At 66.7% G+C, this 25,688-nt stretch carries 21 protein-coding genes; 4 read left to right on the top strand and 17 right to left on the bottom strand.

Translation table 11 applies throughout. The features are described from left to right. Positions 1 to 123: 123 nt before the first annotated feature. The 6 genes from NX774_RS22845 to NX774_RS22820 all read right to left on the bottom strand — a co-directional run bounded on the left by NX774_RS22845 (position 124) and on the right by NX774_RS22820 (position 8,645). Positions 124 to 1,830, bottom strand: a complete 1,707-nt coding sequence (locus NX774_RS22845; RefSeq protein ID WP_258824599.1) for a methyl-accepting chemotaxis protein — start codon at positions 1,828 to 1,830, stop codon at positions 124 to 126. 278 nt (positions 1,831 to 2,108) lie between these two features. After that, positions 2,109 to 4,760: a DNA topoisomerase III gene (locus tag NX774_RS22840; protein ID WP_258824598.1), complete on the bottom strand. Its 2,652-nt coding sequence runs from the start codon at positions 4,758 to 4,760 to the stop codon at positions 2,109 to 2,111. A 266-nt stretch (positions 4,761 to 5,026) separates the two neighbouring features. Continuing rightward, a complete protein-coding gene (locus tag NX774_RS22835; RefSeq protein WP_258824597.1) occupies positions 5,027 to 5,590 on the bottom strand; it encodes a lipocalin family protein in 564 nt (187 codons plus the stop codon). A 38-nt stretch (positions 5,591 to 5,628) separates the two neighbouring features. Beyond that, complete coding sequence (locus tag NX774_RS22830; protein ID WP_258824596.1) at positions 5,629 to 6,108, bottom strand: Smg family protein; 480 nt, start codon at positions 6,106 to 6,108, stop codon at positions 5,629 to 5,631. A 313-nt stretch (positions 6,109 to 6,421) separates the two neighbouring features. Continuing rightward, positions 6,422 to 7,531 (bottom strand): DNA-processing protein DprA, encoded by a 1,110-nt coding sequence (dprA, locus tag NX774_RS22825; RefSeq protein ID WP_258824595.1) that lies wholly within the window; start codon positions 7,529 to 7,531, stop codon positions 6,422 to 6,424. 7 nt (positions 7,532 to 7,538) lie between these two features. Beyond that, positions 7,539 to 8,645, bottom strand: a complete 1,107-nt coding sequence (locus tag NX774_RS22820) for a LysM peptidoglycan-binding domain-containing protein (RefSeq protein WP_258824594.1) — start codon at positions 8,643 to 8,645, stop codon at positions 7,539 to 7,541. Positions 8,646 to 8,904: 259 nt separating this feature from the next. Here NX774_RS22820 and def point away from each other — a divergent pair, with 259 nt between their 5' ends. After that, complete coding sequence (gene def, locus NX774_RS22815) at positions 8,905 to 9,447, top strand: peptide deformylase (protein WP_258824593.1); 543 nt, start codon at positions 8,905 to 8,907, stop codon at positions 9,445 to 9,447. A gap of 9 nt (positions 9,448 to 9,456) precedes the next feature. Further along, positions 9,457 to 10,401, top strand: a complete 945-nt coding sequence (fmt, locus tag NX774_RS22810; protein ID WP_258824592.1) for a methionyl-tRNA formyltransferase — start codon at positions 9,457 to 9,459, stop codon at positions 10,399 to 10,401. A gap of 126 nt (positions 10,402 to 10,527) precedes the next feature. On the opposite strand, the gene NX774_RS22805 is transcribed toward fmt, so the two are convergent. Then, the gene (locus tag NX774_RS22805) at positions 10,528 to 10,758 is read right to left on the bottom strand and encodes a BrnA antitoxin family protein (protein WP_258824591.1); all 231 of its coding nucleotides are present in this window, start codon (positions 10,756 to 10,758) and stop codon (positions 10,528 to 10,530) included. A gap of 326 nt (positions 10,759 to 11,084) precedes the next feature. Between NX774_RS22805 and metH the strand changes: the two genes are divergently transcribed. Next, the gene (metH, locus tag NX774_RS22800; RefSeq protein WP_258824590.1) at positions 11,085 to 14,855 is read left to right on the top strand and encodes a methionine synthase; all 3,771 of its coding nucleotides are present in this window, start codon (positions 11,085 to 11,087) and stop codon (positions 14,853 to 14,855) included. Between the two features lie 139 nt (positions 14,856 to 14,994). Here the strand turns inward: metH and NX774_RS22795 are convergent, their stop codons facing one another. Both NX774_RS22795 and NX774_RS22790 read right to left on the bottom strand, forming a co-directional pair. Further along, positions 14,995 to 16,263, bottom strand: a complete 1,269-nt coding sequence (locus NX774_RS22795; protein ID WP_258824589.1) for an ABC transporter permease — start codon at positions 16,261 to 16,263, stop codon at positions 14,995 to 14,997. A 1-nt stretch (position 16,264) separates the two neighbouring features. Continuing rightward, positions 16,265 to 17,206, bottom strand: coding sequence for an ABC transporter ATP-binding protein (locus NX774_RS22790; protein ID WP_258824588.1), 942 nt, complete (start codon positions 17,204 to 17,206; stop codon positions 16,265 to 16,267). Positions 17,207 to 17,356: 150 nt separating this feature from the next. On the opposite strand from NX774_RS22790, the gene NX774_RS22785 reads away from it, so the two are divergent. Beyond that, positions 17,357 to 17,731, top strand: a complete 375-nt coding sequence (locus tag NX774_RS22785; RefSeq protein ID WP_258824587.1) for an SPW repeat protein — start codon at positions 17,357 to 17,359, stop codon at positions 17,729 to 17,731. Between the two features lie 63 nt (positions 17,732 to 17,794). Here the strand turns inward: NX774_RS22785 and NX774_RS22780 are convergent, their stop codons facing one another. The 8 genes from NX774_RS22780 to rsmB form a co-directional block, all read right to left on the bottom strand. Beyond that, complete coding sequence (locus NX774_RS22780) at positions 17,795 to 18,625, bottom strand: lectin OAA family protein (protein WP_258824586.1); 831 nt, start codon at positions 18,623 to 18,625, stop codon at positions 17,795 to 17,797. Between the two features lie 195 nt (positions 18,626 to 18,820). Next, entirely contained in the window at positions 18,821 to 19,597 is a 777-nt protein-coding gene (locus tag NX774_RS22775) for a class II glutamine amidotransferase (RefSeq protein ID WP_258824585.1), read from the bottom strand. A 65-nt stretch (positions 19,598 to 19,662) separates the two neighbouring features. Further along, the gene (locus tag NX774_RS22770; protein WP_258824584.1) at positions 19,663 to 19,920 is read right to left on the bottom strand and encodes a BTH_I0359 family protein; all 258 of its coding nucleotides are present in this window, start codon (positions 19,918 to 19,920) and stop codon (positions 19,663 to 19,665) included. A 109-nt stretch (positions 19,921 to 20,029) separates the two neighbouring features. After that, positions 20,030 to 20,386, bottom strand: a complete 357-nt coding sequence (locus NX774_RS22765; protein ID WP_258824583.1) for a GTPase — start codon at positions 20,384 to 20,386, stop codon at positions 20,030 to 20,032. Next, positions 20,383 to 21,111, bottom strand: coding sequence for a response regulator (locus NX774_RS22760; RefSeq protein ID WP_258824582.1), 729 nt, complete (start codon positions 21,109 to 21,111; stop codon positions 20,383 to 20,385). Before NX774_RS22760 ends, NX774_RS22765 begins: the two co-directional genes overlap by 4 nt. A 51-nt stretch (positions 21,112 to 21,162) precedes the next feature. Beyond that, positions 21,163 to 23,445, bottom strand: a complete 2,283-nt coding sequence (locus NX774_RS22755; protein WP_258824581.1) for a sensor histidine kinase — start codon at positions 23,443 to 23,445, stop codon at positions 21,163 to 21,165. A 3-nt stretch (positions 23,446 to 23,448) separates the two neighbouring features. After that, positions 23,449 to 24,009, bottom strand: coding sequence for a DUF4390 domain-containing protein (locus tag NX774_RS22750; protein WP_258824580.1), 561 nt, complete (start codon positions 24,007 to 24,009; stop codon positions 23,449 to 23,451). Between the two features lie 46 nt (positions 24,010 to 24,055). Then, positions 24,056 to 25,642, bottom strand: a complete 1,587-nt coding sequence (rsmB, locus tag NX774_RS22745) for a 16S rRNA (cytosine(967)-C(5))-methyltransferase RsmB (protein WP_258824579.1) — start codon at positions 25,640 to 25,642, stop codon at positions 24,056 to 24,058. Positions 25,643 to 25,688: the final 46 nt, after the last annotated feature.

Genomic DNA, 25,688 nt, shown 5'->3' with positions numbered 1-25,688 from the left:
CCCGGCCGAACGAACGCCCACGCGTCCAACCAAAGCATGATTTACCGCAGCGTCCCTGTTGTTTGAACGCGTGGGCGGCACAGCCGCCCACCCTACAAATGCATTAGTGGACGGCGCGAACCGTCAAAAGGCTTCCCACTCGCCGCCGCCCGCCATGGCGGTCTCCTTGCGCGGGCTGCGGCTGGATGCGCCCTGCGGCCGGCGCGTGGCCGTCACCGCCAGGGGCGGCGGCGCTGCCTTGCGGGCCAGCGCCGCCCTGGCCACGGGGGCGCCCTGCGCGCGCTCGTCCACCCGGAAGGTGCCAACCAGGCCAGCCAGCCCGGCCGCCTGTTCCTGCATCGCCTCGGCGGCGGCCGAAGCCTCCTCCACCAGCGCCGCATTCTGCTGGGTCACCTGGTCCATCTGGTTGATCGCCTCGTTCACCTGCTCGATGCCGGAGCGCTGCTCCTCGCTCGCGGCGGCGATCTCGCCGATGATGTCCGATACGCGCTTGACGCTGGCGACCACGTCTTCCATCGTCGAGCCGGCCCGGTCGACCAGGCGCGAACCGGCTTCGACCTTCTCCACCGAATCGGTGATCAGCACCTTGATCTCCTTGGCCGCGGCGGCCGAGCGCTGCGCCAGGTTGCGCACCTCGCTGGCCACCACGGCAAAGCCGCGGCCCTGCTCGCCGGCGCGCGCCGCCTCGACCGCCGCGTTCAGCGCGAGGATGTTGGTCTGGAACGCGATGCCGTCGATGACCGAGATGATGTCCACGATCTTGCTGGCCGATTCGTTGATCGCGCCCATCGTCTCCACCACCTGCGACACCACCGTGCCGCCCTGCGCCGCGGTGCCCGAGGCGGCGGCAGCCAGCTGGTTGGCGGTGCGGGCGTTGTCCGCATTCTGCTTCACGGTCGAGGTCAGTTCTTCCATCGACGACGCGGTCTCTTCCAGCGAGCTGGCCTGCTGTTCGGTGCGCGAGGACAGGTCCTGGTTCCCGGCCGCGATCTCGGACGAGGCGGTCGCAATCGCATCCGTGCCAGTGCGCACCCGGGTGACGATCCCCAGCAGCGACGCGTTCATGTCCTTGAGCGCGGCCATCAGCTCGCCCGTCTCGTCCTTCGACTCCACGCGCACCTGTGCCGTCAGGTCACCTTGCGCCACCTGCTTGGCCAGGTCGAGCGCGCGGCGCAGCGGTGCCGTGATATTGCGCGCAAGGCTCAGCGCAACCAGGGCCGCGAGCACCGAGGCCACGACGCCGCCGCCGATCAGGGTTGCGGCCATCGTCGCGTGTAATTCCCGGGCGCTCTGCTGGCGCTGCTCCAGCAGGGTGAGCTCGGTCTGTTTGATCGTGGCGACCTGGGCGCGCATCGCGTCCATGAACTTTTTGCCCTTGCCTGCCTTCATCAGCGTGACCATCGACGCCATGTCCGCATCGCCCGCCTGGCGGCGCTGGACGATCGTCTGGTCGATCACACCGTCCAGCCACTGCTGCTGCTGCGTGCCCAGTTCCTGCAGGCGTGCCTGCTGGGCAGGATTATCGGCCGTGAGCGTACGGGCCTGCGCCAGGTACTTGGCGAACGCTTCCTTGCCCGCCTTGTAAGGCTCAAGCGAAGCCTCCTGCCCGGTCAGGGCAAAGCCGCGTTCGCCCGTCTCGATGTCGATCAGGCTGGCCAGCGCGCCATCGACCGCGCCCAGTACCTGGTAGGTATGGATATTCATGTTGTTCGCCGCGCCCAGCCGGGCGAAGTTTGCATAGGCGATCACGAACAGCGTCACCAGCACAGCCACGACGGCGCCAAAACCCAGGTATAACCGGGCCGCAATTTTCAGGTTGGATAGTTTCACAGGAGCCCTCTACGTGCGCCGCGGCGGGACCCGCGGCGCGTTCAATTTCTGCAGATCAATATAGCGGAAACTGTGAGTGCCAGAAATGTTTACCTCGCCTTTTTGTCACAAATTTGAGACGTATTTTCGCGGATATCAAGCAAGGCGGCTTTCAATAAAGGACAAAATGTGAAATGCGCAATTTTCACCCATTAGCATCACGACGAGCCAAGCGTGACAAAAAGTTACCGCAAAAAAAACGCGAACCGAGGTTCGCGTTTTTCTTCAGGCCGGATTGCTTACTTTTTAGCTGCCGCGCTGGCCCGCTTGGCCGGCGCCTTGCGCGCCACGGCCTTTGCCGCGGCTTTGGGCGCCGCAGCCTTCTTCGCGGTCTTGGTGGCCACGGCCGCACCGCCGTTGCCGCCGTCCTCGCCATCGTCCGCCGCTGCGGCAGCCGCCTTGCCCTTGGCTGCCGGCTTGGCCTTGCGCTCCTCGAACTCGAAGCTGATCTTGCCGTCCTTGCCGCGCACCAGGAAGGCCTTGAACGGCCGGCGCGTGCGCTGCGAAACGAAGCCGGGCAGCAGGTCGGTCTTGCCCTCACCCAGCAGCTTGGCCATCTGCTCGGGCAGGATCTCCTGCTGCAGGATGATGCGGCCACTGCGGAAGTCGCAGGTCTTGGGCTTGGCCACGCTGTGCTCGCACACATAGGCCAGGCCCATCTCGTACACCCCGGCGCCGCATTTCGGGCACGGACCGAGCGGGGTCTGGCCGGTGAAGTCCACGCCCTCGCCTTCGTCCCCTTCCTGCTGGTCCTGGCCGAAGTCGAACTCGAGCTTGAAGTTGTGGATCTCCTCGTCGCGCACGATGCGCAGGATCGCCGCGAACGGACGGCCCATCTTCGAGCGGAAGCCCTGCAGCGGGCCGATGGTGCGGTCCTTGAGCAGCTGCTCGACTTCCTCGATCTCGAACTGGCGCCCGCCCGGCGTCTTGGACATCGAGAACTCGCACTTGGTGCAGGCAAAGCGGCGGTAGTTTTCCTTGACCACGCCGCCGCAGTTCGGGCACGGCGTGTGCAGGGTCGCGTAGTCGCCCGGGATCGTGTCGCTGCTGTATTCCTTGGCGCGCTTGACGATCACCTGGGTCATCTGCGCGATCTGCTGCATGAACTCTTCGCGCGAGATATTGCCGCGCTCCATTTGCGACAGCTTGTATTCCCACTCGCCGGTCAGCTCCGGCATGGTCAGCTCGTTCACGCCCAGGCCGCGCAAGAGCGTCATGAGCTGGAACGCCTTGGCCGTCGGGATCATCTCGCGGCCTTCGCGGATCAGGTACTTCTCGGTCAGCAGGCCCTCGATGATCGCGGCGCGCGTGGCCGGCGTGCCCAGCCCCTTGCCCGCCATCGCGTCGCGCAGCTCGTCGGAGTCGACCAGCTTGCCCGCGCCTTCCATGGCCGACAGCAGCGTCGCTTCGGTGTAGCGCGCGGGCGGCTTGGTGGTCAGGCCGTTGGCGGTCAGCTTGTCGGCCAGGACCTTCTCGTCCTTCGCCACCGGCACCAGGGTCGCGCCGCCCTCCTTGTCCTCGGCCACCTCCTTGCCATACACGGCCAGCCAGCCGGGGTTGGTCATCACCTTGCCCTCGGTCTTGAACTGGTGGCCCGCCACGGTGGTGTAGCGGGTGGTGACCAGGAACTCGGCGGCCGGGAAGAACACGGCCATGAAGCGGCGCGTGACCAGGTCGTACAGCTTCTGCTCGGGCTCGGACAGGTTCTTCGGCACCACACCGGTCGGGATGATCGCGAAGTGGTCCGAGATCTTGGTGTTATCAAAAATGCGCTTGTTCGGCTTGACCCAGCCCTTGTCGAGGATCTGCTTGGCGAACTGGTGGTAGTTCGCGTTCTCCTTGAGAACCTCGAGGGTCGATTTCACGGTGCCGAGGTAGTCCTCCGGCAGCGCGCGCGAATCGGTACGCGGATAGGTCAGCACCTTGTGCTTTTCATACAGCGCCTGCGCCAGGCCCAGCGTATTCTTGGCCGAAAAGCCGAAGCGGCCGTTGGCCTCGCGCTGCAGCGAGGTCAAATCGAACAGGGCCGGCGCCATCGAGGTGGTCGGCTTGGATTCCTCGGTGACCGTGCCCTGCTTGCCGCGGCAGGCCGCCACCACCGAATCGGCGGCAGCTTTGCTCCACAGGCGCTCGGCGCGCTTTTCGGGATCGTTCTCGTCCTTCTTGAACGACTGGTCGAGCCAGCGGCCTTCGTAGATGCCGGCCGCGCAGACGAACTCGGCGCGCACCTCCCAGTAGTCGCGCGGGACGAACTTCTTGATCTTCTCTTCGCGGTCCACCACGATCGACAGCGTCGGCGTTTGTACCCGGCCCACCGTGGTCAGGTAGAAGCCGCCCTCTTTCGAGTTGAAGGCGGTCATGGCGCGGGTGCCGTTGATGCCGATCAGCCAGTCGGCCTCGGAACGGCAGCGCGCGGCGTCGGCCAGCGGCAGCATCTCTTCGTCGCTGCGCAGGTGCGCAAAGCCGTCGCGGATGGCGCCGGCGGTCATCGACTGCAGCCACAGGCGCTTGACCGGCTTGTTGGCCTTGGAAGCCTGCACGATCAGGCGGAAGATCAGCTCACCCTCGCGCCCCGCGTCGCATGCGTTGATCAGGGCGCCCACGTCCTTGCGCTTGATGAGCTTGTTGAGCACCTTGAGCCGCGATTCGGTCTTGGCGATCGGGTTCAGGGCAAAATACGGCGGAATCATCGGCAGGTGGGCAAAGCTCCACTTGCCGCGCTTGACGTCATACTCTTCCGGCACCGCGATCTCGAGCAGGTGGCCGACGGCCGACGACAGCACGTAGTCGTCGGACTCGAAATACTCATCGTGCTTGGTAAAGCCGCCGAGCGCCTTGGCGATGTCATTCGCAACGGACGGCTTCTCGGCGATGATGAGGGTTTTGGTCATAGTGTTTCTCGTCGTACTTATATTAGAGGCTTGGCCGCATCATACATGCTTGTCGCCGAGCCGGTCGTTTTCCCGAAAATGTCTTATTAGTAACAGTCCGGGCCAAGCGGCCAATGATAAGCGGGTTGCCGCGCAAACGGCAAGTGGGCTCGGCACCGGGGACTATGCAATAGTTGTTAGCCCCACGGCAACTAAAATGCGGCGTATGTTTGCGCTGGGGACAGAAAATGGGCCAGCGGGCGGCACCGCCCGCTGGCCGTACCCGGCTAGGGTTGGGTGGCCGAGGACTGCAGCCGGCCGGGGTCGAAGCCCTGGCGCACCAGGCGCGCCAGCAGCGCCTGGTAGGCACCCGGGTCCACTTTGGGGGTGCGCGCCAGGATCCACAGGTATTGACGGCGCGGCTCGCTGACCGCCACCAGCTGGTAATTCGGATCCAGGTCGATCACCCAGTAGTCGCCCCACACCTGCGGCAGCCACGACAGCCAGGCCGGCGCAAAGCGCACCTCCAGCCGCGCCGAGTCGCGCCCGCCGAGCTGGCGCGCGACACCGATTGCCTCGTCCATGCTGCCGTCGGCGCGGCGGCAGCGATTGCGCACCTCGACCGTATTGTCCGGCAACATGCTGTACTGGGCGGTCGCGCTGCCTGCGCACTGGCGCTGGAAACGGTTCGGGTAGCGGGCAATTTCGTACCAGGTGCCAAGATAGCGCGCCAGGTCCAGCGAAGGGATCGGCGCCAGTGGTGCGGGGGGCTCGGCGCGCGCAGGCGCGGCCAGGGCCAGCAGGGCAGCGGCCAGGGCCAGCATCAGGGTGCGGGAAAAAGTAAGTTTCATCGGCGCAGTCGCGAACCGATCGGCCACGGACCGGCTGCTCAGTGCAGCAGCCGGGGCAGCACCTCGCCCTCGCCGTCTTCCTCGTCGTCGCCGAACAGGTCGTCGAACATGAGTGCGTCCGGCTCCTTGCCTTGGCTCCACAGGAGCATCAGCACGATGATCTTGAGCTTGCCCAGCGAGACCGGGGACTCGCCCAGCGCCAGCGCGCGCTCGATGACGATTTCGCGCTGCACGGGACCGAGCACGCCGGCGCACTCGAGGAAGGTGATGAAACCGACCGCGGCAGTGCCGAGGTCGTCGAATTCGCGGCGGGCGTAGAAACGCGTGCCCGTCGACGCGGCGGTGTCTAGCATGTCCTCGCCCGCCATTTCGGCCAGGCCGCTCAACCAGTCGAGCGCTTCGGAGATTTCGACATCGTCAAAGCCCACCGCCGACAGCTTGCGCGCCAGGGCGGCCGGCTCGGGGCAGGCATCGGGACGGTAGTACGTCTCGTAGAGATAGACCAGAATGTCGAACATAGTGGCGCTACTGTAGCAGTTAAGCTCGCCGCGACACAAGTGCCGCACGGCACGGCCCTGGGAACGTTGTTTTGCAGCCTTATCGAACCCGCCATGCATTGGTTCCTGGCAATGACGGGGTGGGTAGAACAAATGTCCTTAAAAACGCTGGCAAAGCTCAACAGCAGGGGGAGACCGAAAGCCGGGGCGCAGCCACATCTCCGTAGGGTGGGCAGATTCTGCCCACGCGTTCAACCGGCCCAAGCAAGCCGCGCGGCCATCCGCGCAGCGCTTGAACGCGTGGGCAGACGAGCTGCCCACCCTACCCGCCCGATCAGCGCACCAGCCGCTGCACCGCCCCGCCGGGCAAGCGCTCGATCAGCCCCGCCAGCTCGAGCAGCAGCAGTTCGCTGTTCAGGGTCGACGCCTTGGCGCCCGTTGCGGCAGCCAGCGCATCGAACCCGATCGGGTCGAAACCGACGTGGTCGAGCAAGCCGCCGCACGCCTGCTGCGCGCGCGGGCGGCGCCCGGCCAGCGGCGACAGCTGCAGCGCCTCCAGCACCTCGTCCACCGTCTCGACCAGGCGCGCGCCTTCGCGGATCAGCTTGTGGCAGCCCTTGGACAGCGCCGAGTGGATCGAGCCGGGCAGCGCGAACACCTCGCGCCCCTGGTCGGCCGCCACATGCGCGGTGATCAGCGAGCCCGATTCCGCCGCCGCCTCCACCACCAGCACGCCGGCCGACAGCCCGCTGATGATGCGGTTGCGGCGCGGGAAGTTGCCGCTCGTGGCCGGCGTGCCGAGCGCGTACTCGCTGACGATGCAGCCCTGTTCCGCGATGTCGCGCGCCAGCGCCCGGTTGGCGGCCGGGTACACGCGGTCCGCGCCGGTGCCGATGACGGCGATGGTGGCGCCCTCGCCCTTGAGCGCGCCGGCATGGGCTGCCGCGTCGATGCCCAGCGCCAGCCCCGACACGATCGTGACCCCGGCTTGCGACAGGGCGCGCGCGAACCCCTCGGCATTGGCCTTGCCCTGGGTGCTTGCGTTGCGGCTGCCGACGATGGCCAGCGCCGGCCGCGCCAGCAGGCCGGGATTGCCATTCACGTACAGCATGAGCGGCGGATCGGCGATGTTGGCCAGCGCGTTGGGATAGCGCGGGTCGTGCTGCGTGATGATGTGGTGGGCGGGTTCGGCCAGCCACGCTTGCGTGGCCGCGAGCAGCGCATCGAATTGCGCCGAAGGCGGCGCACACAGGGCGCGCGCCTGGCGTTGGGTAACGTGTTGCGACAGCGCCGTGACCCCGGCCGCGAAAATGGCCGCCGGCGAGCCGAAGTGCTGCAGCAGCAGGTTGGCGCTGCGGCACCCCACCCCGCTTGCCTGTTCCAGGCGCAGCCAGTGGGCAAGGTGATCGGCGCTGGCGGCGGTGGTGGGGTCCGTGTCCTGCACGGCGGGGTTACTCCGGTGAGTTGGCCACGTCGCCGACTCGCACCGGCTCCGTCACTTGCATGATCAGGCCGTACGAGACGTGCTTGAACACGCGGAAAATGAACAGCGTCCCGAACTGCTCGTCGGGCAGCTTGATCTTCTTGCGGAACAGGCCCAGGAAGCCCTTGCTGCCCGGGTCGGTCACCGTCTGGCCGTAATGATAGAGCTGCAGCACGGAGCCGATGTCGAGTCCGTCAACAGAACCCTTATTGACAGTGACGACCTGGCTCTGTGCGGCCTGCGCCACGTCGGCGTAGATCGACATCACGCGCGCCTTGACCGGGCGCTCCGGCGGGTGCGGCGCGTAGTTGCGGATCGGGGTCGGCGGGGCCGGCACCAGCAGGTCGCCCACGCCCATCTCGCGGTTCGAACTGGCGACCACGAAGGTGTGCACGTCGGCGCCGCCCCGGGCCGGCGCCTGCAGCGCCACGGTGCCAAGGTAGGTGGCCTGGTAGGCGGTCACCTTGCCCGACTCCGGATCGGTCAGCGGCGTGCCCGGGCGGAATACCTGGAACGAGCTGCCGCCGTTCAGGTCGCCCCGCACATAGACCTTGTCGCCCTTGCCCAGGTACATATGCCCTTCCGGCGAGGCGGCAATGCGCGCGGCGCCGGCCAGCTCGTCGGCTTCGACCACCAGGGGTTGGGACAGGAATGGCTCGATCGCGGCGGCGGGAATGGCCGGGACCGCGTCCTTGCCCAGCGCTTCGGTGCGCAGCTGGGGCGACATGCGCAGCTCGGGCGGTTCGCCCTGCGCGTCGCCGGCGCCACCCTCGCCCGGCTTGTGCAGCGACAGGCGGCCGTGCGCGCGGTCGAAGTAAATGATCTGGCCGGGGTAGATCCAGTGCGGGTTGCGGATCTCGTCCTTGTTCAGGCCCCACACTTCCGGCCAGCGCCACGGGCTGTTGAGGAAGGTGCCGGAGATGCCCCACAAGGTGTCGCCCTTGACCACCACGTGCTGGTCCGGCGCGTCGGGCCGGAAGTCGCTGCCCGGCGCGGCGTGCGCCCCGGCCATCGCCGCACACGTGAACAGGGCTGCCGCTGCAAGGCGGGTCCCGACTATGCTAAAATTTTTCATCGAAACGGTCCGTAAAGTGCGGCTGTCACGCGACAAATGCTGGCTGCGCCGTTCGCCCCGGCCGAACCACAGCACAAGAGACGGCGCCTGAACCCGCAGGGCGGATCCAGAAAGTTGCCGAACTGTATCAAATTCTGCACATAAATCCCTGAACTAGCAAGACAAAACCGCGTCCTGCTTCCGGGCTGGCGTGCAGTATTTGTGCTTGTGTGGACGCTTTTCCAACAAACCTGATTGAACAGATATCACGACCAGACACATGGCCATTTTGAACATCCTCCGCTATCCCGACCCTCGCCTGCACAAGGTCGCCAAACCGGTGACCGATTTTGGCGAGCGCCTGCAGCAGCTGGTGGCGGACATGGCCGAAACCATGTACGACGCGCCAGGCGTGGGCCTGGCCGCGACCCAGGTCGATGTACATGAGCGCCTGATCGTAATCGACGTGTCGGAAACGCACGACCAGCTCAAGGTGTTCTGCAACCCCGAAATCATCTGGGCCAGCGAGGACAAGCAGCTGTACGAGGAAGGCTGCCTGTCGGTGCCGGGCATCTACGACGGCGTCGAGCGCCCCGCGCGCGTGAAGGTGCGCGCGCTCGACCAGCACGGCAAGCCGTTCGAGCTCGAGGCCGACGGCCTCCTGGCGGTGTGCGTGCAGCACGAAATGGACCACCTGATGGGCAAGGTGTTCGTCGAATACCTGTCGCCGCTCAAGCGCAACCGCATCAAGACCAAGCTGCTCAAGGAAGAGCGCGGCATGCAGCGCGAACCGGGTCCGCGCGCCGCCGGCGCCCGCCGCTAAGGTCCGCCCATGAAGGTCGTTTTTGCCGGCACCCCGGAGTTTGCCGCCGTGGCCCTGCGCTCGCTGTTCGAAGCGGGCTTCGAGATTCCCCTGGTCCTCACCCAGCCCGACCGCCCGGCCGGGCGCGGCATGCAGTTGCAGGCCTCCCCGGTCAAGCAGTTCGCGCTCGCGCACGGCATTCCCGTGCTGCAGCCGCTGTCGCTGCGCCTGGACAGCAAGGATCCCGAGCGCGCCGCGCAGGCCAGGGCCGCGCACGAGACGCTGTCCGGGCTCGACTACGACGTGATGGTGGTGGCCGCGTACGGGCTGATCCTGCCGAAAAGCACGCTCGACATCCGGCCCTGCATCAACATCCACGGCTCGCTGCTGCCGCGCTGGCGCGGCGCCGCGCCGATCCACCGCGCGGTCGAAGCGGGCGATGCCAGCACGGGCGTGACCATCATGCAGATGGAAGAAGGCCTGGATACCGGCCCCATGCTCACGATCGAGGCGATCCCGATCGAGCCGCAGGACACCACCGGCAGCCTGCACGACAAGCTGGCCGCGCTGGGCGGGCGCATGATCGTCGATGCGCTCCAGCGCTACGGAGAACTGCGCCCGGTGCCGCAGCCCGGGGAAGGCGTCACCTACGCCGCCAAGATCAGCAAGGAAGAAGCGAAGCTCGACCTGTCGCAGCCGGCCGAGGCGCTGGCGCGCAAGGTGCGCGCGTTCAACCCGTTCCCCGGCGCGCATGCGCAGGCGGGTGGCGTGACGGTCAAGATCTGGAAAGCCGAGCCGGTGGAAGGCGCGGGGACGCCGGGCAAGGTGCTGCAGGCCGACGCCCAGCACGGGATCGTCGTCGCGTGTGGCCAGGGCGCGCTGCGCCTGGCCGAGTTGCAGAAACCGGGCGGCAAGCGCCTGCCGGCTGCCGAGTTCCTCAAGGGTTTCCCGCTCGAGAACCTCGCGTTCGAGTAAGGCGCCGGGTAGGCGGGAGCGCCTTTCCTGCCTTTCCTTTTACCGTTAGCAATGCACGCCGGCGTTGAACTCCACCGCTAGTCATGCACGCCGACGCTGAACGCGTGGGCAGGGAACCTGCCCACCCTACTGTTGCTGCTGCGCCGCGGCGCGCTGCGCGTCCATGTGGGCACGCAGGACCTGGTTGATGCGGGTCTGGTAGCCAGGGCCCGCCGATTTGAACCATTCCAGCATGTCCACGTCCAGGCGGATGGTGACGATCTGCTTGACGCCGCCGCCAGCGTGATGCTTTTGCGCTACGGTGTCGAGGGGGCGCACTACCGGCTGATTCCAGTCCGGCTCGTATTCTTTGTTCATTGGATCTTCCATTTCGGCTGCGCACGCGACGGCGCGACACATGCCAGTTATTTAACACTTTCAGCCACGCCACCGGTGGCACGCTCTGATTTTCGTACCGATATGTAACGCGGAGATTGCTGAGGGGGCGCGAATTGTATCGCAATGTAACGACAGCGGCTGTTAATACACAATGTTACAAATAACTGACCCGCGGGTCGCCAAACACTCGCAGATGGTGAACTTTGGCCGCCGCGGCTGCCTAAGAACCAAACAGCCGCGATCACGTATAATTTCAGACCCGCCCAACAGTGCGGCTTTGCGCCGCGCCTCTTGAAAGCAGAACGATGAATACCCGCACCGCCGCCCCCTCCCCGATCGAAGCCCAGCTGCGCGACATCCTTGCGCGCCGCATCATGATCCTGGACGGCGCAATGGGCACCATCATCCAGCAGTACAAGCTGGACGAGGCGGCTTACCGCGGCGCGCGCTTCGCCGATTTTGCCGCGCCTGCCGGCAGCGGCCACCGCGAGCTGTTCGTCAAGGGGAACAACGAGCTGCTGACCCTGACCCGGCCGCAGGTGATCCAGGAAATCCACGAGCGCTACCTGGCCGCCGGCGCGGACATCATCGAAACGAACACCTTCGGCGCCACCCGCATCGCCCAGGACGACTATCACATGGCGCATCTCGCCTACGAGATGAACGTGGAGGCAGCCAAGCTGGCGCGCGCCGCCGTGGCCAAATACAGCAGCGCCGACAAGCCGCGCTTCGTGGCCGGCGCACTGGGGCCGACGCCGAAGACCGCCTCGATCTCGCCGGACGTGAACGACCCGGCCGCCCGCAACGTCACCTTCGACGAGCTGGTGGCGGCCTACCACGAGCAGGTGCGCGGCCTGGTGGAAGGCGGCGTGGACCTCCTGCTGGTCGAAACCATCTTCGACACCCTCAACTGCAAGGCCGCGCTGTTCGCGATCGACCAGTACTTCGACGAGCATCCCGAGACGCCGCGCCTGCCGCTGATGATCTCCGGGACCGTCACCGACGCCTCGGGCCGCATCCTGTCCGGCCAGACCGTGCCGGCGTTCTGGAACTCGGTGCGCCACGCCAAACCGCTCACCATCGGCCTGAACTGCGCGCTGGGCGCCGCGCTGATGCGGCCCTATGCCGAGGAGCTGTCGCAGATCGCCGATACCTTCGTCTGCATCTACCCGAACGCGGGCCTGCCCAACCCGATGAGCGACACCGGCTTTGACGAGCTGCCGGCCGACACCTCGGCCCTGCTGAGCGAATTCGCCGACGCCGGCTTCATCAACATCGCCGGCGGCTGCTGCGGCACCACGCCCGAGCACATCAAAGCCATCGCCGAGATCCTCTCCACCACCGAACCGCGCCGCGTGCCCGACATCCCGGTCGCGATGCGCCTGTCGGGCCTGGAGCCGTTCACCATCGACGAGAACTCGCTGTTCGTGAACGTGGGCGAGCGCACCAACGTGACCGGCTCCAAGGCGTTCGCTCGCATGATCCTGAACGAACAGTTCGACGAGGCGCTGTCGGTGGCGCGCCAGCAGGTCGAGAACGGCGCCCAGGTCATCGACATCAACATGGACGAGGCGATGCTGGACTCAAGCGCCGCGATGCAGCGCTTCCTGAACCTGATCGCGTCCGAACCGGACATCTCGCGCGTGCCCGTCATGATCGACTCGTCCAAATGGTCGGTGATCGAGGCGGGCCTGAAGTGCGTGCAGGGCAAGGCCATCGTGAACTCGATCTCGCTCAAGGAAGGCGAAGACGAATTCATCCGCCAGGCCGTGCTGTGCCGCCGCTACGGCGCGGCCGTGATCGTGATGGCCTTCGATGAGCAGGGCCAGGCCGACACCTTCGCGCGCAAGACCGAGATCTGCAAGCGCGCCTACGACGTGCTCACGCAGAAGGTCGGTTTCCCGCCCGAAGACATCATCTTCGACCCGAACATCTTCGCCATCGCCACCGGTATCGAAGAGCACAACAACTACGCGGTGGACTTCATCAACGCCACGCGCTGGATCCGCGAGAACCTGCCGCACGCGAAGGTGTCGGGCGGCGTATCGAACGTGTCGTTCAGCTTCCGCGGCAACGACCCGGCGCGCGAAGCGATCCACACCGTGTTCCTGTACCACGCGATCAAGGCCGGCATGACGATGGGTATCGTCAACGCGGGCATGATCGGCGTGTACGACGAACTGGACCCGGTGCTGCGCGAGCACGTCGAGGACGTGGTGCTCAACCGCCGCGCGGACGCGACCGAGCGCATGATCGAATTGGCCGGCACCCTCAAGGCCGGCGGCAACAAGCAGGAGCAGAACCTCGAGTGGCGCAATGCGCCGGTCGACAAGCGCCTGGCGCACGCGCTGGTGCACGGCATCACGCAGTGGATCGTCGAGGACACCGAAGAGGCGCGCCAGCAGCTGGCCAATTCGGGCGGGCGCCCGATCCAGGTGATCGAAGGCCCGCTCATGGACGGCATGAACATCGTGGGCGACCTGTTCGGGCAAGGGAAGATGTTCCTGCCGCAGGTGGTCAAGTCGGCGCGCGTGATGAAGCAGGCGGTGGCGCACCTGATCCCGTTCATCGAAGAGGAAAAGAAGGAACAGGAGCGCCTGACCGGCGTGGTGGCCAAGCCGAAGGGCAAGATCGTGGTCGCCACCGTCAAGGGCGACGTGCACGACATCGGCAAGAACATCGTCTCAGTGGTCCTGCAATGCAATAACTTCGAAGTGGTGAACATGGGCGTGATGGTGCCGGCCTCCGAGATCCTGGCGCGCGCCAAGATCGAGAACGCGGACATCGTGGGCCTGTCCGGCCTCATCACCCCGTCGCTGGAAGAGATGGCGCACGTTGCGCGCGAAATGCAGCGCGACCCGTACTTCCGCGAGCGCAAGATCCCGCTGCTGATCGGCGGCGCCACCACCAGCCGCGCGCACACGGCGGTGAAGATCGCCCCGCATTACGAAGGCCCGGTGATCTACGTGCCGGACGCCTCGCGCTCGGTGTCGGTGGCGCAGTCGCTGATGTCGGTGGACGGGCGCGATGCCTACCTGGCCGAGATCAGCGCCGACTACCAGCGCATCCGCGAGCAGCACGCCAACAAGAAGGCGCTGCCGATGGTTACGCTCGAACAGGCGCGCGCGAACAAGGCAAAGCTGGACTACGCCCCGGCCAAGCCGAAGTTCATCGGACGGCGCGAGTTCCGCAACGTGGACCTGGCCGCCGTTGCGCGCTACATCGACTGGGGCCCGTTCTTCCAGACCTGGGACCTGGCAGGTCCCTACCCCGCGATCCTGCACGACCCGGTGGTGGGCGAGGCCGCGTCCAAGTTGTTCGAGGAAGGCCAGGCGCTGCTCAAGCAGATCATCGAGGGCCGCTGGCTCACCGCCAACGGCGCGATCGCGCTGCTGCCGGCGAACTCGGTCAACGACGACGATATCGAGGTCTACACCGACGATTCACGCGAACAGGTGGCGTTCACCTGGTACGGCCTGCGCCAGCAGGGCGTCAAGCCGGTGGTGGACGGCGAGCAGAAGCCGAACCGCTGCCTGGCCGACTTCATTGCGCCCAGGTCGTCGGGCATTGCGGACTACATTGGCATGTTTGCCGTGACGGCAGGGCTGGGCGTGGAGAAGCACGAGCAGCGCTTCCTGAAGGCGAACGACGACTACTCCGCCATCATGCTCAAGTCGCTGGCCGACCGCCTGGCCGAGGCCTTTGCCGAGTACCTGCACGAACGCGTGCGCACCGACCTGTGGGGCTATGCCTCCGACGAGAAGCTGTCGAACGAGGAGCTGATCGGCGAGCGCTACAAGGGTATCCGCCCTGCCCCCGGCTATCCGGCCTGCCCCGAGCACACGGTCAAGCGCGCGCTGTTCGACACGCTGCAGGCCGGCGAGATCGGCATGGAGCTCACGGATGCGTTCGCGATGTATCCGGCAGCGGCGGTGTCCGGCTTCTACTTCTCGCACCCGCAGTCCACCTACTTCGTGGTCGGGAAGATCGGGCAGGACCAGCTCGAGGACATGGCGCGCCGGCGCGGCATGGACAAGGCGGAGCTGGAGCGTTACCTGGCGCCGAACCTGTCCTGATGCGCGGGCGGCCACGACCCTGTCATTCGTAGGGTGGGCGGATCTCCCGCCCACGCGTTCAACTAAAGCTTGCGTTGCCTCTGCACGAGCTCTGTTTGAACGCGTGGGCAGAATCTGCCCACCCTACGAACGACGGGGTTTATTGGTTCTCCTGCCTGAACTTCCACACGGCGAGCGCGGCGAATACCACCGCAAAGCCCAGCAGCGCCAGCGTCGCCGGCCCGGCCACTTCCATGCCGAAGCCGCGCCAGGTTACCGCGTCGAGCCCGTCCACCGCCCAGCGCGTCGGCATCGCCAGCGAGACGTTCTGCATCCACGGCGGGAACATGAACGAGGGCATCCACGCACCACCGGCCATCACCATCAGCAGTGTCGCGACCATGGAGATGCCGCGCGCCGCCTCCGGCGTCTTGCCCCACGCCGCAATCAGCAGCCCGAACCCGGCGGTCATCGCAGCAAACGCGAACACCACGCACACAAAGCCGGCCACGCTGGCCACATGCACGCCAAAGCCCAGCACCGCCACGACGAACACCGCGCACATCAGCCCGAATGCGATCAGCGCGGTGGACGCGGCCCGCGCCAGCAGCACGGTGGTGAGCGACACGGGCGCAGCCAGCAGCCGGTTCCACACGCCGCTGCGCTTGGCCAGCAGCACGCCGATGCCCATGTCGATCCCCATGAACAGGATGAACTGCACGGCCATGCCGGCGAACGAGTGCGCGTAGCCGTTGTAGCCCTCGGCGGCAGGCCCCGCCTTCATCGGTTCGTCGTTGGTCGAAAACGGCATCGACAGGCCGGCCGATTCAGCCTTGCCGTTGTCCTGCAGGCTCACGTGGTAGTTCTTCACGCTGCCCAGCAAGTCGCGCAGGGCCTTCGCATCGGCGTCCGGCCGCTTTTCCAGCTCGCGCAGCCCGCGGTCGGCCAGTTCGGCGCCGCGCCGGCCGCCGAACATTTCGCTGCTGACGGTTTGCATGACCTGTTGCGTCAGCATTCCCTTGACCATCGCCAGCACCGCTTTTTGCGACGGATCGTACAGCAGGCGCACCTGCGGCTTGTCGGCCACGCCGAACAGCGCTTCGCCGGCGGCGTCGCCAAAGCCGGCGGGGATCACGATGGCAACGCCCTGCTTGCCCTTGCTGACGGCGGCCTCCGCGTCCGGCAGCGACATGGCGCTCAGGTGCAGGCTCGGGTCCGCGCGCAGGCCGGCCTCGATTTTTGCGGCGACGTCGCTGCTGTCCTGCATGACGAGCGCAACGTCGATGGTCCCCTTGTCGCCGGCGCCACCGGTCAGGTAGCCGAAGAAGGCGCCGATCAGGATCGGCATCACCAGGCTGACGAGCAGGCGCCGGCGGTCGGACAGGAACAGGATCAGGTCCTTGCGGACAAGTGCAATCAAGGCGGTCATGTCAGTCGCGCAGCGAGCGCCCGGTGAGGTTGAGGAAGATGTCTTCGAGGCTGGCGCGGGCGGTGGCGAAATGATGGATCCGGTAGCCGTTCTTTTCCAGCCAGGCCAGCAGCGAGACCGCGTCGTCCGGGTCGGCCAGCCGCACCTCGTACGCCGTGCCGTTGGCGCTGATGCCCGCCACCCCGGCCTCGCCGCGGAGGCGTTCAAGGTGCTCTTCCTTGAGCGGCTCGCGCAGCTCGAAACGCAGCGCGGCCTGCGCCGGCAGCCGCTCGCGCAGCGCCGCCGGGCTCTCGTCCGCCAGCACCTTGCCGTGGTCGATGATGACGATGTGGTCGGCCAGCCGCTCGACCTCTTCCATGTAGTGGCTGGTGTACACCAGCGAGCGCCCTTCGCGCTTGAGCTGTTCGAGCGTGTCGAAGATGGCGTTGCGGCTTTGCGGGTCCACGCCCACCGTCGGTTCGTCCAGGATCAGGAGCTGCGGCTCGTGCAGCAGCGCGCAGGCGATGTTCAGGCGCCGCTTCATCCCGCCCGAGAACGTGGCGACCTTGTCGCGCGCGCGGTCCTCCAGGTTGGCCAGCGCCAGCGCCGCCTTGCAGCGTTCGGCCAGCAGCGTGCCCGCCAGCCCATACAGGGCGCCGAACAGGCGCAGGTTTTCAAGCGCGGGCAGGTCCTCGTACAGCGCCAGGTCTTGCGGCACCAGCCCGATGCGGCCCTTGGCGCGCATCGCATCCGGGTTGATCGGCTCGCCGGCCAGCAGCACCTCGCCGGCATCGGGCCGCACCAGGCCGCACAGCATGCCGACGGTTGTCGATTTGCCGGCGCCGTTCGGGCCCAGGAGGCCGAGCGTCTGCCCGGCCAGCACACGCAGCGATACGCCATCGACGGCGCGCCGCTCGCCGTAGGATTTCACCAGGTTTGAAGCACTCAACAGGACATCGGGCATCCGGCCTCCGCATTGTTGGATGATTAACGGTTGCCGAGAGTGTCACCTTGATATTGTCTTAACGCAAGTCCCTCTTATGTCCGCCAGCGAACTTACCGGCGAATTTGTTGCCAAATACACTGCGGGAATGGCCCGCAAAGGAGGTTCATCATGGCACTGCGTTTCTCGACCAGGCGATGGCAGGACCAACTCATCCTGCTGCTTGGTATCTGGCTGTTCGTTTCACCAATGGCGTTGGGCTATCCCGGCTCGTCGCCGGTGGCCATCAACGGCTTCGTCGCGGGACTGATCATGGCTGCGCTGGCCATCTTCGACCTGTACAAGACCTACATCTGGGCCGTGCTGCTCAACCTGATCGTGGGGATCTGGACGGCGGTGTCGCCCTGGCTCATCAACGTGCAGGACCGGCGCATGACGGCCAGCCTGCTTATCGTCGGCATTGCCACCGTGGTGCTGGCGCTGTGGGAGATGCGCACCGACCCCGAGCTGCATGCGCAATGGGTGGGAACCGGCACGGCAAGCTGAAGCCGCCGGCCGAACCACAAAAAAAAGCGGGCCCGCGGGTCCGCTTTTTTTTTCACGCCGCGATCAACCCGGCTGGAGTGCCGCGCGATAGCCGATCGGCCCCTCGCCGCTGTAGGTGATGCCGCCGTTGAAGGTTTTGCCGCCGTCGCCCGAGGTGATGCTGGCCGCCACCACCTGCTGGCCGGCGCGGCAGCCGATCAGCCACACCCCGCCCGGATGCCACGGGGCCGACGAGCCGCCCCACTGGTTCTCGACCTGGTAGTTGTTGCCCGCGACCATCGTCGCGCGAAAACCGATCGGCCCTTCGCCCACGTACTGCATGGTGCCGTTCAGGGTTTTGCCGTTGTCGTTGGAGGCGATGTTCAGCGCGATCACGCCCTGGTCGCGGCAGCCCAGCACCCACACGCCGCCCTGGTGCCACGGCGCGGCCGAGCCGCCCCACTGGTTCTCGGCCAGGTACACGCCGCCATCGGCCAGCTGGCTCTTGAAGCCGATCGGGCCTTCGCCCGCGTAGGTCATGGTGCCGGCCATGGTCTGGCCGCCGTCGCCGGACTCGATGTTCAGCGCGACCACGTTCTGGCCGGCGCGGCAGCCGATCACCCAGGTGCCGCCCGGGTGCCACGGCGCCGCGTTGCCGCCCCACTGGTTCTCGACGATGTAGGTGTTGGCCTGGGTGAGCGTGGCGCGCACGCCGATGGCGCCCTCGCCCGCGTATTTCATCTGGCCCGTGAAGGTCTTGCCGCCGTCGCCCGACGTGAGGTTGACGGCGACCACGTTCTGGCCGGAACGGCAGCCAAGGACCCACATGCCGCCTTCCTGCCACGGCGCGGACGAGCCGCCCCACTGGTTTTGCACATGATGGAGATTATTCGATGCCTTGCTCGTTTTGGACATGTTTCACCCCTCCTGAACCATGGTGTTGCAGCAGTTCGGCGCTGCCCCGGATTTCGGTTTTGTCTTACATTCGTTGTCAGAAAAACACCGACAGGGAGGCCATTCTGCGCGTTCCGGCCGCAGGCGTGGCCTATCAACTATGAGGGGTGAAAAAACCAAAACAGGCAGCGTGCATAAACGCTGCCGGGCAGCGGCTCAGGCGCCCGCGGGGAGCGGCGCGCCGTCCACGAACACCTTCAGTTCGCCCGGTGCGAAATCGGTCCACTGCTCGTTCTTGGTCAGCGGCTCGGTGACGATGATGGCGACGCGGTCGCGTGGGGTGGTGACGGTGGAAAAATCGACTGACAGGTCCTCGTCGGCCAGGTGGGCATGCGCGAACGGGTGCTGGCGCACGATGTAGCACAGCTTGGTCGAGCAATGCGCGAACAGCGCGGTGCCGTCGGACAGCATCATGTTGAAGGTGCCGTGGCGCGCGATGCGCTGCGCCAGTTCGGCCACGGCCGCGCGCAAGGCCGGCAGTGGCGGCGCGCCGTCGGGAAAGCGCGCGCGCAGCTCCTGCAGCAGGTAGCAGAACGCCAGCTCGCTGTCGGTGTTGCCGACCGGGCGGAACGGCCCGGTGAGCGCCGGCGCGAATTCCTTCAGGTCGCCGTTGTGGGCGAACACCCAGTAGCGGCCCCACAGCTCGCGCACGAACGGGTGGCAGTTTTCCAGCGCCACCTGGCCCTGTGTGGCCTTGCGGATGTGCGCGATGACGTTGGTGGACTTGATCGGGTAGCGCTTGATGAGTTCGGCGATCGGCGAGTGGATCGCGGCCTCGTGGTCGACGAAATGGCGCACGCCGGCGCCTTCGAAGAATGCGATGCCCCAGCCGTCACGGTGGGTATCGGTGCGCCCGCCACGGTGGGCAAAGCCGGTGAAGCTGAAAACGATGTCCGTGGGGACGTTGCAATTCATTCCGAGAAGCTGGCACATGGCGGCAAGCTTACCATGTGCCAGCGCTGCCGGGCCGCTTGCCAAGCCGACCCGGCGCTTGGCGCTTAGTGCAGCACCACGGGCTGGCTCATCAGGGTGTCATACGAGCCCAGGAAGTCGTCGATTTCTTCCATGGTCGGCTCGCTGGCGATCAGGTTGTTGACGTCGCGCCGGAAGGCTTGCGCCAGTCTGCCGCCGATGAATGCCTCGCGACGTCCAGCCTTGTCGACGATCTCGTAGCCGCCAAAGCGCAGGGCTTCGAGATTCCGGTCGGCGCCGAATTCGACCACGCTGTACTGTTCGCTGTTATAGATCATGTTCATGATGACTCCTCCCGATCAGAGTTGTGTGGCGACCAGCCGCGCGGCGGCGAGCGGCTGGCTTGTCACTTCAGTGAAGAAGTGGGGCTGGGCCGAACCGATTTCAAGAGTGCTAATTCGGCGCCAGTTCCAACAGCTGATCGTATGGCGCGCTGCAGAGCCACGATCGCAACTGACCAAGATGCTCCGCGTTCGCCAGCCCGATGAACAGCTGGGCCGGGCGGCGGCGCAGGAGACGATTTAATGTTACACGCAAAACCAGATTCCCGGTGCAGCACAGGCAACCGGGAGCGATGCGTTCAATCAACAGTGAGGGGGACGGCAGGAGGACCGGCTGGCCGTCGGGCAAGCCTTCGAGAATGACGGCGGAAAGTGCGCCGTCGTGGTGCAGGCGCGCCGCGATCGCCTGCTCGCGCTCATGGTAGGACGGGCCGGTGACCAGGGTGGTGGTCACGCGCCGGCCGGTCATCCTTGTTTTTTAGCAAGCTTGCCCGGCTCGACGCCGAGCTGCTTGAGCTTGCGGTACAGGTGGGTGCGCTCCAGGCCCGTCTTTTCGGCCACGCGCGTCATGCTGCCGCCTTCGCGCCCGAGGTGGTGCTCGAAATACATGCGCTCGAATGCATCGCGCGCCTCGCGCAGGGGCAGGTCGAAGCTGAGCGTGTAGCCATGGCCGTGCGCATCGCTGGCCGTGGCCATGCCGATCATGCGGCCGTTGAGGGCCGGCGCCGGCGCCGCCGCGCTGAACATGGGGCTGGGCACGGCCACGCTCTCTTCGCTCGGTGCGGCCGCGATCGGGCGCGGGGCAATGGCCGGGGCGCGCGCCACTTCTTGCGCACGCGTAAGACCTTGCTGCACGGCCTTCAGCAGTTTTTGCAGCGCGATTGGTTTCTCCAGGAAATTCAGTGCGCCGATCCGGGTCGCCTCGACCGCGGTGTCGATTGTCGCGTGGCCGGACATCATGATGACCGGCATCGTCAGCAAGCCGTCGCGCTGCCATTCCTTGAGCAGCGTGACGCCATCGGTATCGGGCATCCAGATGTCGAGCAGCACGAGGTCGGGCGCGCCCACGGCGCGCGCCTCGCGCGCCTGCTGCGCATTCTCGGCCAAGGTGATCGCATGGCCTTCGTCGCCCAGGATCTCCGAGAGCAGCTCCCGGATTCCCATTTCATCGTCTACTACGAGTATGTTCGCCATGTGTGTGCCTTCCAGATCTCACCCATCAACAGGCATGATTTTATGCGCGATTTACGCTGCGGCCAAGTTCGCCTCAGGCGCTAACTTTAACAGCAAAATGAACACGGAAGCGCCGGTTCCATCGGCACGGTTCGATATATCGATCCGGCCACCATGCTCGTCGATGATCTTCTTGACCATCGGCAGCCCCAGTCCGGTGCCGCGCGCCTTCGACGTGACGTAGGGTTCGAACGCGCGCGACAGGATCTTGGGCGCGAAACCGGGGCCATTGTCCACGATCGCCATGCGCACCGCGGTGCCGGCGGCGCCGTCCGCGCCCTGGTAGTGGATCGCCTCGGTGGTCAGGTCGATGCGCGGCGCAGGGGCGGCATCAGAGCGGTCGGTCAGTGCGTCCTGCGCGTTCTGCAGCAGGTTGTGGATCACCTGGCGCAGCTGGGTGGCGTCGCCCATTACGTGCGGCAAACCGGGCGCCAGCGCGGCATGGATGATGTCCGAGTCGTCGCCCGACTGGTACAGGCGCAGGATCTCCTCGATCAGCGCGTTCAGGTCGAGCGGTTCGAGCACCGCCGGCGGCGCCTTGGCGTAGTCGCGGAAGTCATCCACCATGCGCTTCATCGCGGCCACCTGGTTGACGATGGTGGTGGCGCCCTTGTCCAGCAACTCCGATTCCTTGGGCGGCAGGTGCGGCGCCAGCTTCATCTGCATGCGCTCGGCCGCCAGCTGGATCGGCGTGAGCGGGTTCTTGATCTCGTGCGCCAGGCGCCGCGCCACCTCGCCCCAGGCGACCGAGCGCTGCGCCGAGATCACGTCCGAGATGTCGTCGAACACCACGATGAAGCCGCTGCCCGCCCCCACCGGCAGGCGCGAGCCGCGCGCCAGCAGGGTGATGTCGTGGTCCTCCGGCGAGCCCGGCCGGCGCGGCACCTCGATCTGCTGCTGCCAGTGCGCGCGCAGGCGGCTGCCGGCGGCGGACTGCGCGCTCTGGGCAGAGAATGCGCGGTTGATGATGCCGGCAAAGCCTTCCAGACCCTCGATCTCGTCCAGCGGCCGGTCGGCCAGCGCCCCCGGCTCCACCTGCAGGATGCGGTGCGCGGCGTCGTTCGTGTTGACCACCACGCCGTCGGCGTCCATCACGATCACGCCGGCGGACATGTTGGCCAGCACCGACTCCAGGTGCGCCTTGGCCGACTGCAGCGCGGCGCGGTTGCGCTCGACCGCGCTCCTGGCCTCGAACAGCTGGCCGGTCATCGCGTTGAACGACTGGGTCAGCGTGCCCAGCTCGTCCTTCGTTTCGACGATCGGGCGCGGCGACAGGTCGCCCTCGGCCACCGCGCGCGTGCCCTCGGCCAGCACCAGGAGCGGCTGGGCCAGGTTTTCCGCGATCAGGAAGGCGCTGGCGAGCGCGCCGAACATGGCCAGCAGCAGCGTGAGCGTGAGCGTTTCGATGTACATCTTGTGCAAGCCCACGCGGTCCACCAGGCGCTGCTGGTATTCGCTGTAGGCGGTGCGCAGCACCTCGGCGTTGGAAGCCAGGTTGACCGGCACCGACTGCAAGAGCTGCAGGTAGCGCGGCGCCGCGCCCGGCGGCTCGGGCACCGCGCGCACCACGCGCAGGCGCAGGCCGGTGGCCGCGTCCAGCGCATTGCCCTCGCCGGCCGACTCGCGGAAGTCGCGCTCGATGCCGCCCTCGGCATGGGCGTACCCGGCGGGCATGCCGGCCTGGCGCAGGATCTGCGGCGTTGGCAGGTCGGCCGCAAGGTCGGCGCCGCGCGTGCTGGACGACGAGGCCAGCAGCTTGCCCTCGGCGTCGAGCAGCATCGCGCTCTGCATGCCCGAGGTGTCGTTGACCGCGCGCGCCAGCACCTGCCTTGCGTGCAGGTCGCTCTGCCCGGCCAGCGCGGCCGAGGTGCTCTCGGCGGTGGCCGACAGCTCGGACAGCGCCTCGTCCAGCGCGGCATGGCCCAGGTTCAGCCCAGATTCGAGCGCCGCTTCGATCTTCACGTCGAACCACGAATCGATCGAGTGCGACACGAACTGCACCGACACCATGAAGATGACCAGCCCCGGCAAGATGCCGATCGCCGCGAACAGCAGCACCAGCCGCGCCATCAACCGGGAACCGAACTTGCCGGCCCGGTAGCGCCGCACCAGCCGCGCCAGCGCCACCACGACGAGCACCAGCATGCCGGCCGCCATCGCGGCATTGAGCCCGAGCAGCCAGGAGTAGTTGCGGTCGAAGAAACCGGAGTTGTCGGACGCGGAGGCCAGCAGGAACAGCAGGATGGAGACGATCGCCGCGCCGACCACCAACGCATAGCGGAAAGCCTGGTTCACGCTTTACTCAGCCTTATAGGTGAAGGTTTTCTTGCTGGACGTGAGCCGCCAGTCGGCGTTGTTGAAGGCGTTCACCTGCAGCGGCTTTTGCAGGTACTCGCGGTCCATGAACATGCGCAGCGTGACATTGTACGTCTCGCCGGGCTTGAGCGCGCCCTTTGGTGCGATCAGCCAGCGGCTGCGGCGGATCATGAACAATGCCTCATCCAGCGTGGGAAAGCTCTGCTGCACGCTGCCCATCACCCGCACGTGGTACTGCCGGGTGAGCACGTCGTACTTGATGCTGATGGTCTGGCGCTGCGAAACGGCCTTCTCGTCGGTCCACCACCAGCGCGGGCGGGTCAGCTCGATCTCGGTGGTGAAGTACAGCGGCACCGACAGCTGCAGCGCGTTTTCCAGCCCATGCGGCAGCTCGAAGGCGTAGGCGGCGTTCAGGCGGTAGCCGTCGTCGGAGGACTCGATGACCGCGCGCGTGATGTCGATCCCGTCGGACGCCTGCGCCTGCGCGCACGCGAACGCCAGCAGGAGCTGGCAGGCGAGAAGGCGTAGTAAGCGTACGATCACGAGTGGGGCCAGTGCCTATTAGTTAGTACTTGTTGTCAGAGACCGGCTACGCCCGCTTCTGGAACAGGGCGTAGAACAAACCGTCATGATCCTCTCCGGCGGCACTGGCCGGAAGGAGCTGGCCGGGCGCATCCAGCCGGATCGCGCCGTGGCGAACTGCGAATGCGGCCGCCTGCGCCTCCGATTCCTGGGGCCACAGCGAGCATGTCACGAACAGCAATTTACCATCCGGGCGGAGCATCTGCCACACATTGTCGAGTATTTCGGACGAAAGTGTTGCAAGTTGGAGCGTGTCCGATTTACGCCGTAACCAGCGGATGTCAGGGTGGCGCCGCACAATGCCCGACGCGGTGCAGGGCACGTCGGCGAGGATGCGGTCGAACAGCTGGCCGTCCCACCAGTCGCGGTCCTGCGCCCCGCCCGCGACCAGCCTGGCGGCCAAGCCCAGGCGGCCCAGATTCTCGCCCACGCGGCGCAGGCGCTCGGGGTCGGCGTCCACCGCGGTCAGGTCCACGCCGGCCAGCTCCAGGATGTGGCCGCTCTTGCCGCCGGGGGCGGCGCAGGCGTCCAGCACGCGCATGCCATCGTGCAGATCCAGGAGCGGCGCGGCCAGTTGGGCGCCGGCGTCCTGCACCGACACCACGCCTTCATGAAAACCGGGGATCCTGGACACGTGGATGGCCTGCTCCAGGCGCACCGCCGCCGGCCCGACCTGGGCCGCGCGGATGCCGGCGCCGGCCAGCACGTCCAGGTACGCTGCGACGCTGCTCTTGCGGCGGTTCACGCGCAGGGTCAGCGGCGGGTGCACGTTGCCGGCCTCGAGGATGTCCTGCCACTTGTCCGGATACGCGGCGCGCGTGGTGTCGATCCACCACTGCGGGTAGTTCCAGCGGGCCGGTGGCTGGCGCAGCGCGTCCGCCAGCAGGGCGTCACGCTCCCGCTGGAAGCGGCGCAGCACCGCGTTCACCATCGCCTTGGCGTGGGCAAAATCGGGGTGGGCGGCGGCCGCGCGCACGGCCTGGTCAACCACCGTGAAGGCTTCGTAAGGCGGCGCCTCGCCGGCCGGCGGGTCGAGCAGCGCCAGCGCGCAGCCCAGCAACCCGGCGAGCATCGGCGGTTCGGGCGCCTTGGACGTCATCAGGCCGATCAGCGCGTCGGTGCGGCCGAGCTGGCGCATGGCGCGGTAGGCGATGTCCTGGATCGCGCCGCGCGATTGCGGCTCGGCGTCGAAGGCCGCAAACACGGCGGCCAGCGCCTGCGGCAGCGCGGTGCCGGCGCGCACCCGGGCCACGCTGCTGGCTGCGCCCAGCAGCGCAAAGGCGAGCGAATCGCTTGGCAGCTCGGGGCGATAGTCGAGCTGGTGGACCGTCTTGACCTCGTAGCTGTGGCGCAGGCGCGGCCCAGGCTCGGCTTGCGGCGCGGCGGCAGCCGGTGCAGGCGCGGGCCGCGCCGGCTTTGGCGAAGCCGGCCTTGGCCCGGCCGGCTTGGACGGCCCCGGTTTCGGCCCGGCGGCTTTCGACTGCCCGGACCTGGCCGGTCCCGCTTTGGCGGGCGCGGCCTTGGGCCGGGGTTTGAGGGTGAGCGTCGGGCGCTTTTCGGTCATGGCGATCGTGGATGCATAAAGGACGGCCATTGTACCGGCTTAGCCTTTGGCCAGGCTTAAACCGTCGCGCCGCAGC

The sequence above is a fragment of the Massilia agilis genome (assembly GCF_024756255.1).
GTDB classification, from domain to species: Bacteria; Pseudomonadota; Gammaproteobacteria; order Burkholderiales; family Burkholderiaceae_D; genus Telluria; species Telluria agilis.
Note: the sequence above shows the minus strand (reverse complement) of the source record. Positions and strands in the feature narration are given on the sequence as shown.

Coding starts and splice junctions, on each gene's coding strand:
- NX774_RS22840 (WP_258824598.1), bottom strand. CDS start 4,760: ATGACCAAAACCCTCATCATCGCCGAGAAGCCGTCCGTTGCGAATGAC.
- NX774_RS22835 (WP_258824597.1), bottom strand. CDS start 5,590: ATGAAACTTACTTTTTCCCGCACCCTGATGCTGGCCCTGGCCGCTGCC.
- NX774_RS22830 (WP_258824596.1), bottom strand. CDS start 6,108: ATGTTCGACATTCTGGTCTATCTCTACGAGACGTACTACCGTCCCGAT.
- NX774_RS22820 (WP_258824594.1), bottom strand. CDS start 8,645: ATGAAAAATTTTAGCATAGTCGGGACCCGCCTTGCAGCGGCAGCCCTG.
- def (WP_258824593.1), top strand. CDS start 8,905: ATGGCCATTTTGAACATCCTCCGCTATCCCGACCCTCGCCTGCACAAG.
- fmt (WP_258824592.1), top strand. CDS start 9,457: ATGAAGGTCGTTTTTGCCGGCACCCCGGAGTTTGCCGCCGTGGCCCTG.
- NX774_RS22805 (WP_258824591.1), bottom strand. CDS start 10,758: ATGAACAAAGAATACGAGCCGGACTGGAATCAGCCGGTAGTGCGCCCC.
- metH (WP_258824590.1), top strand. CDS start 11,085: ATGAATACCCGCACCGCCGCCCCCTCCCCGATCGAAGCCCAGCTGCGC.
- NX774_RS22795 (WP_258824589.1), bottom strand. CDS start 16,263: ATGACCGCCTTGATTGCACTTGTCCGCAAGGACCTGATCCTGTTCCTG.
- NX774_RS22790 (WP_258824588.1), bottom strand. CDS start 17,206: ATGCCCGATGTCCTGTTGAGTGCTTCAAACCTGGTGAAATCCTACGGC.
- NX774_RS22785 (WP_258824587.1), top strand. CDS start 17,357: ATGGCACTGCGTTTCTCGACCAGGCGATGGCAGGACCAACTCATCCTG.
- NX774_RS22780 (WP_258824586.1), bottom strand. CDS start 18,625: ATGTCCAAAACGAGCAAGGCATCGAATAATCTCCATCATGTGCAAAAC.
- NX774_RS22775 (WP_258824585.1), bottom strand. CDS start 19,597: ATGTGCCAGCTTCTCGGAATGAATTGCAACGTCCCCACGGACATCGTT.
- NX774_RS22770 (WP_258824584.1), bottom strand. CDS start 19,920: ATGAACATGATCTATAACAGCGAACAGTACAGCGTGGTCGAATTCGGC.
- NX774_RS22765 (WP_258824583.1), bottom strand. CDS start 20,386: ATGACCGGCCGGCGCGTGACCACCACCCTGGTCACCGGCCCGTCCTAC.
- NX774_RS22760 (WP_258824582.1), bottom strand. CDS start 21,111: ATGGCGAACATACTCGTAGTAGACGATGAAATGGGAATCCGGGAGCTG.
- rsmB (WP_258824579.1), bottom strand. CDS start 25,642: ATGGCCGTCCTTTATGCATCCACGATCGCCATGACCGAAAAGCGCCCG.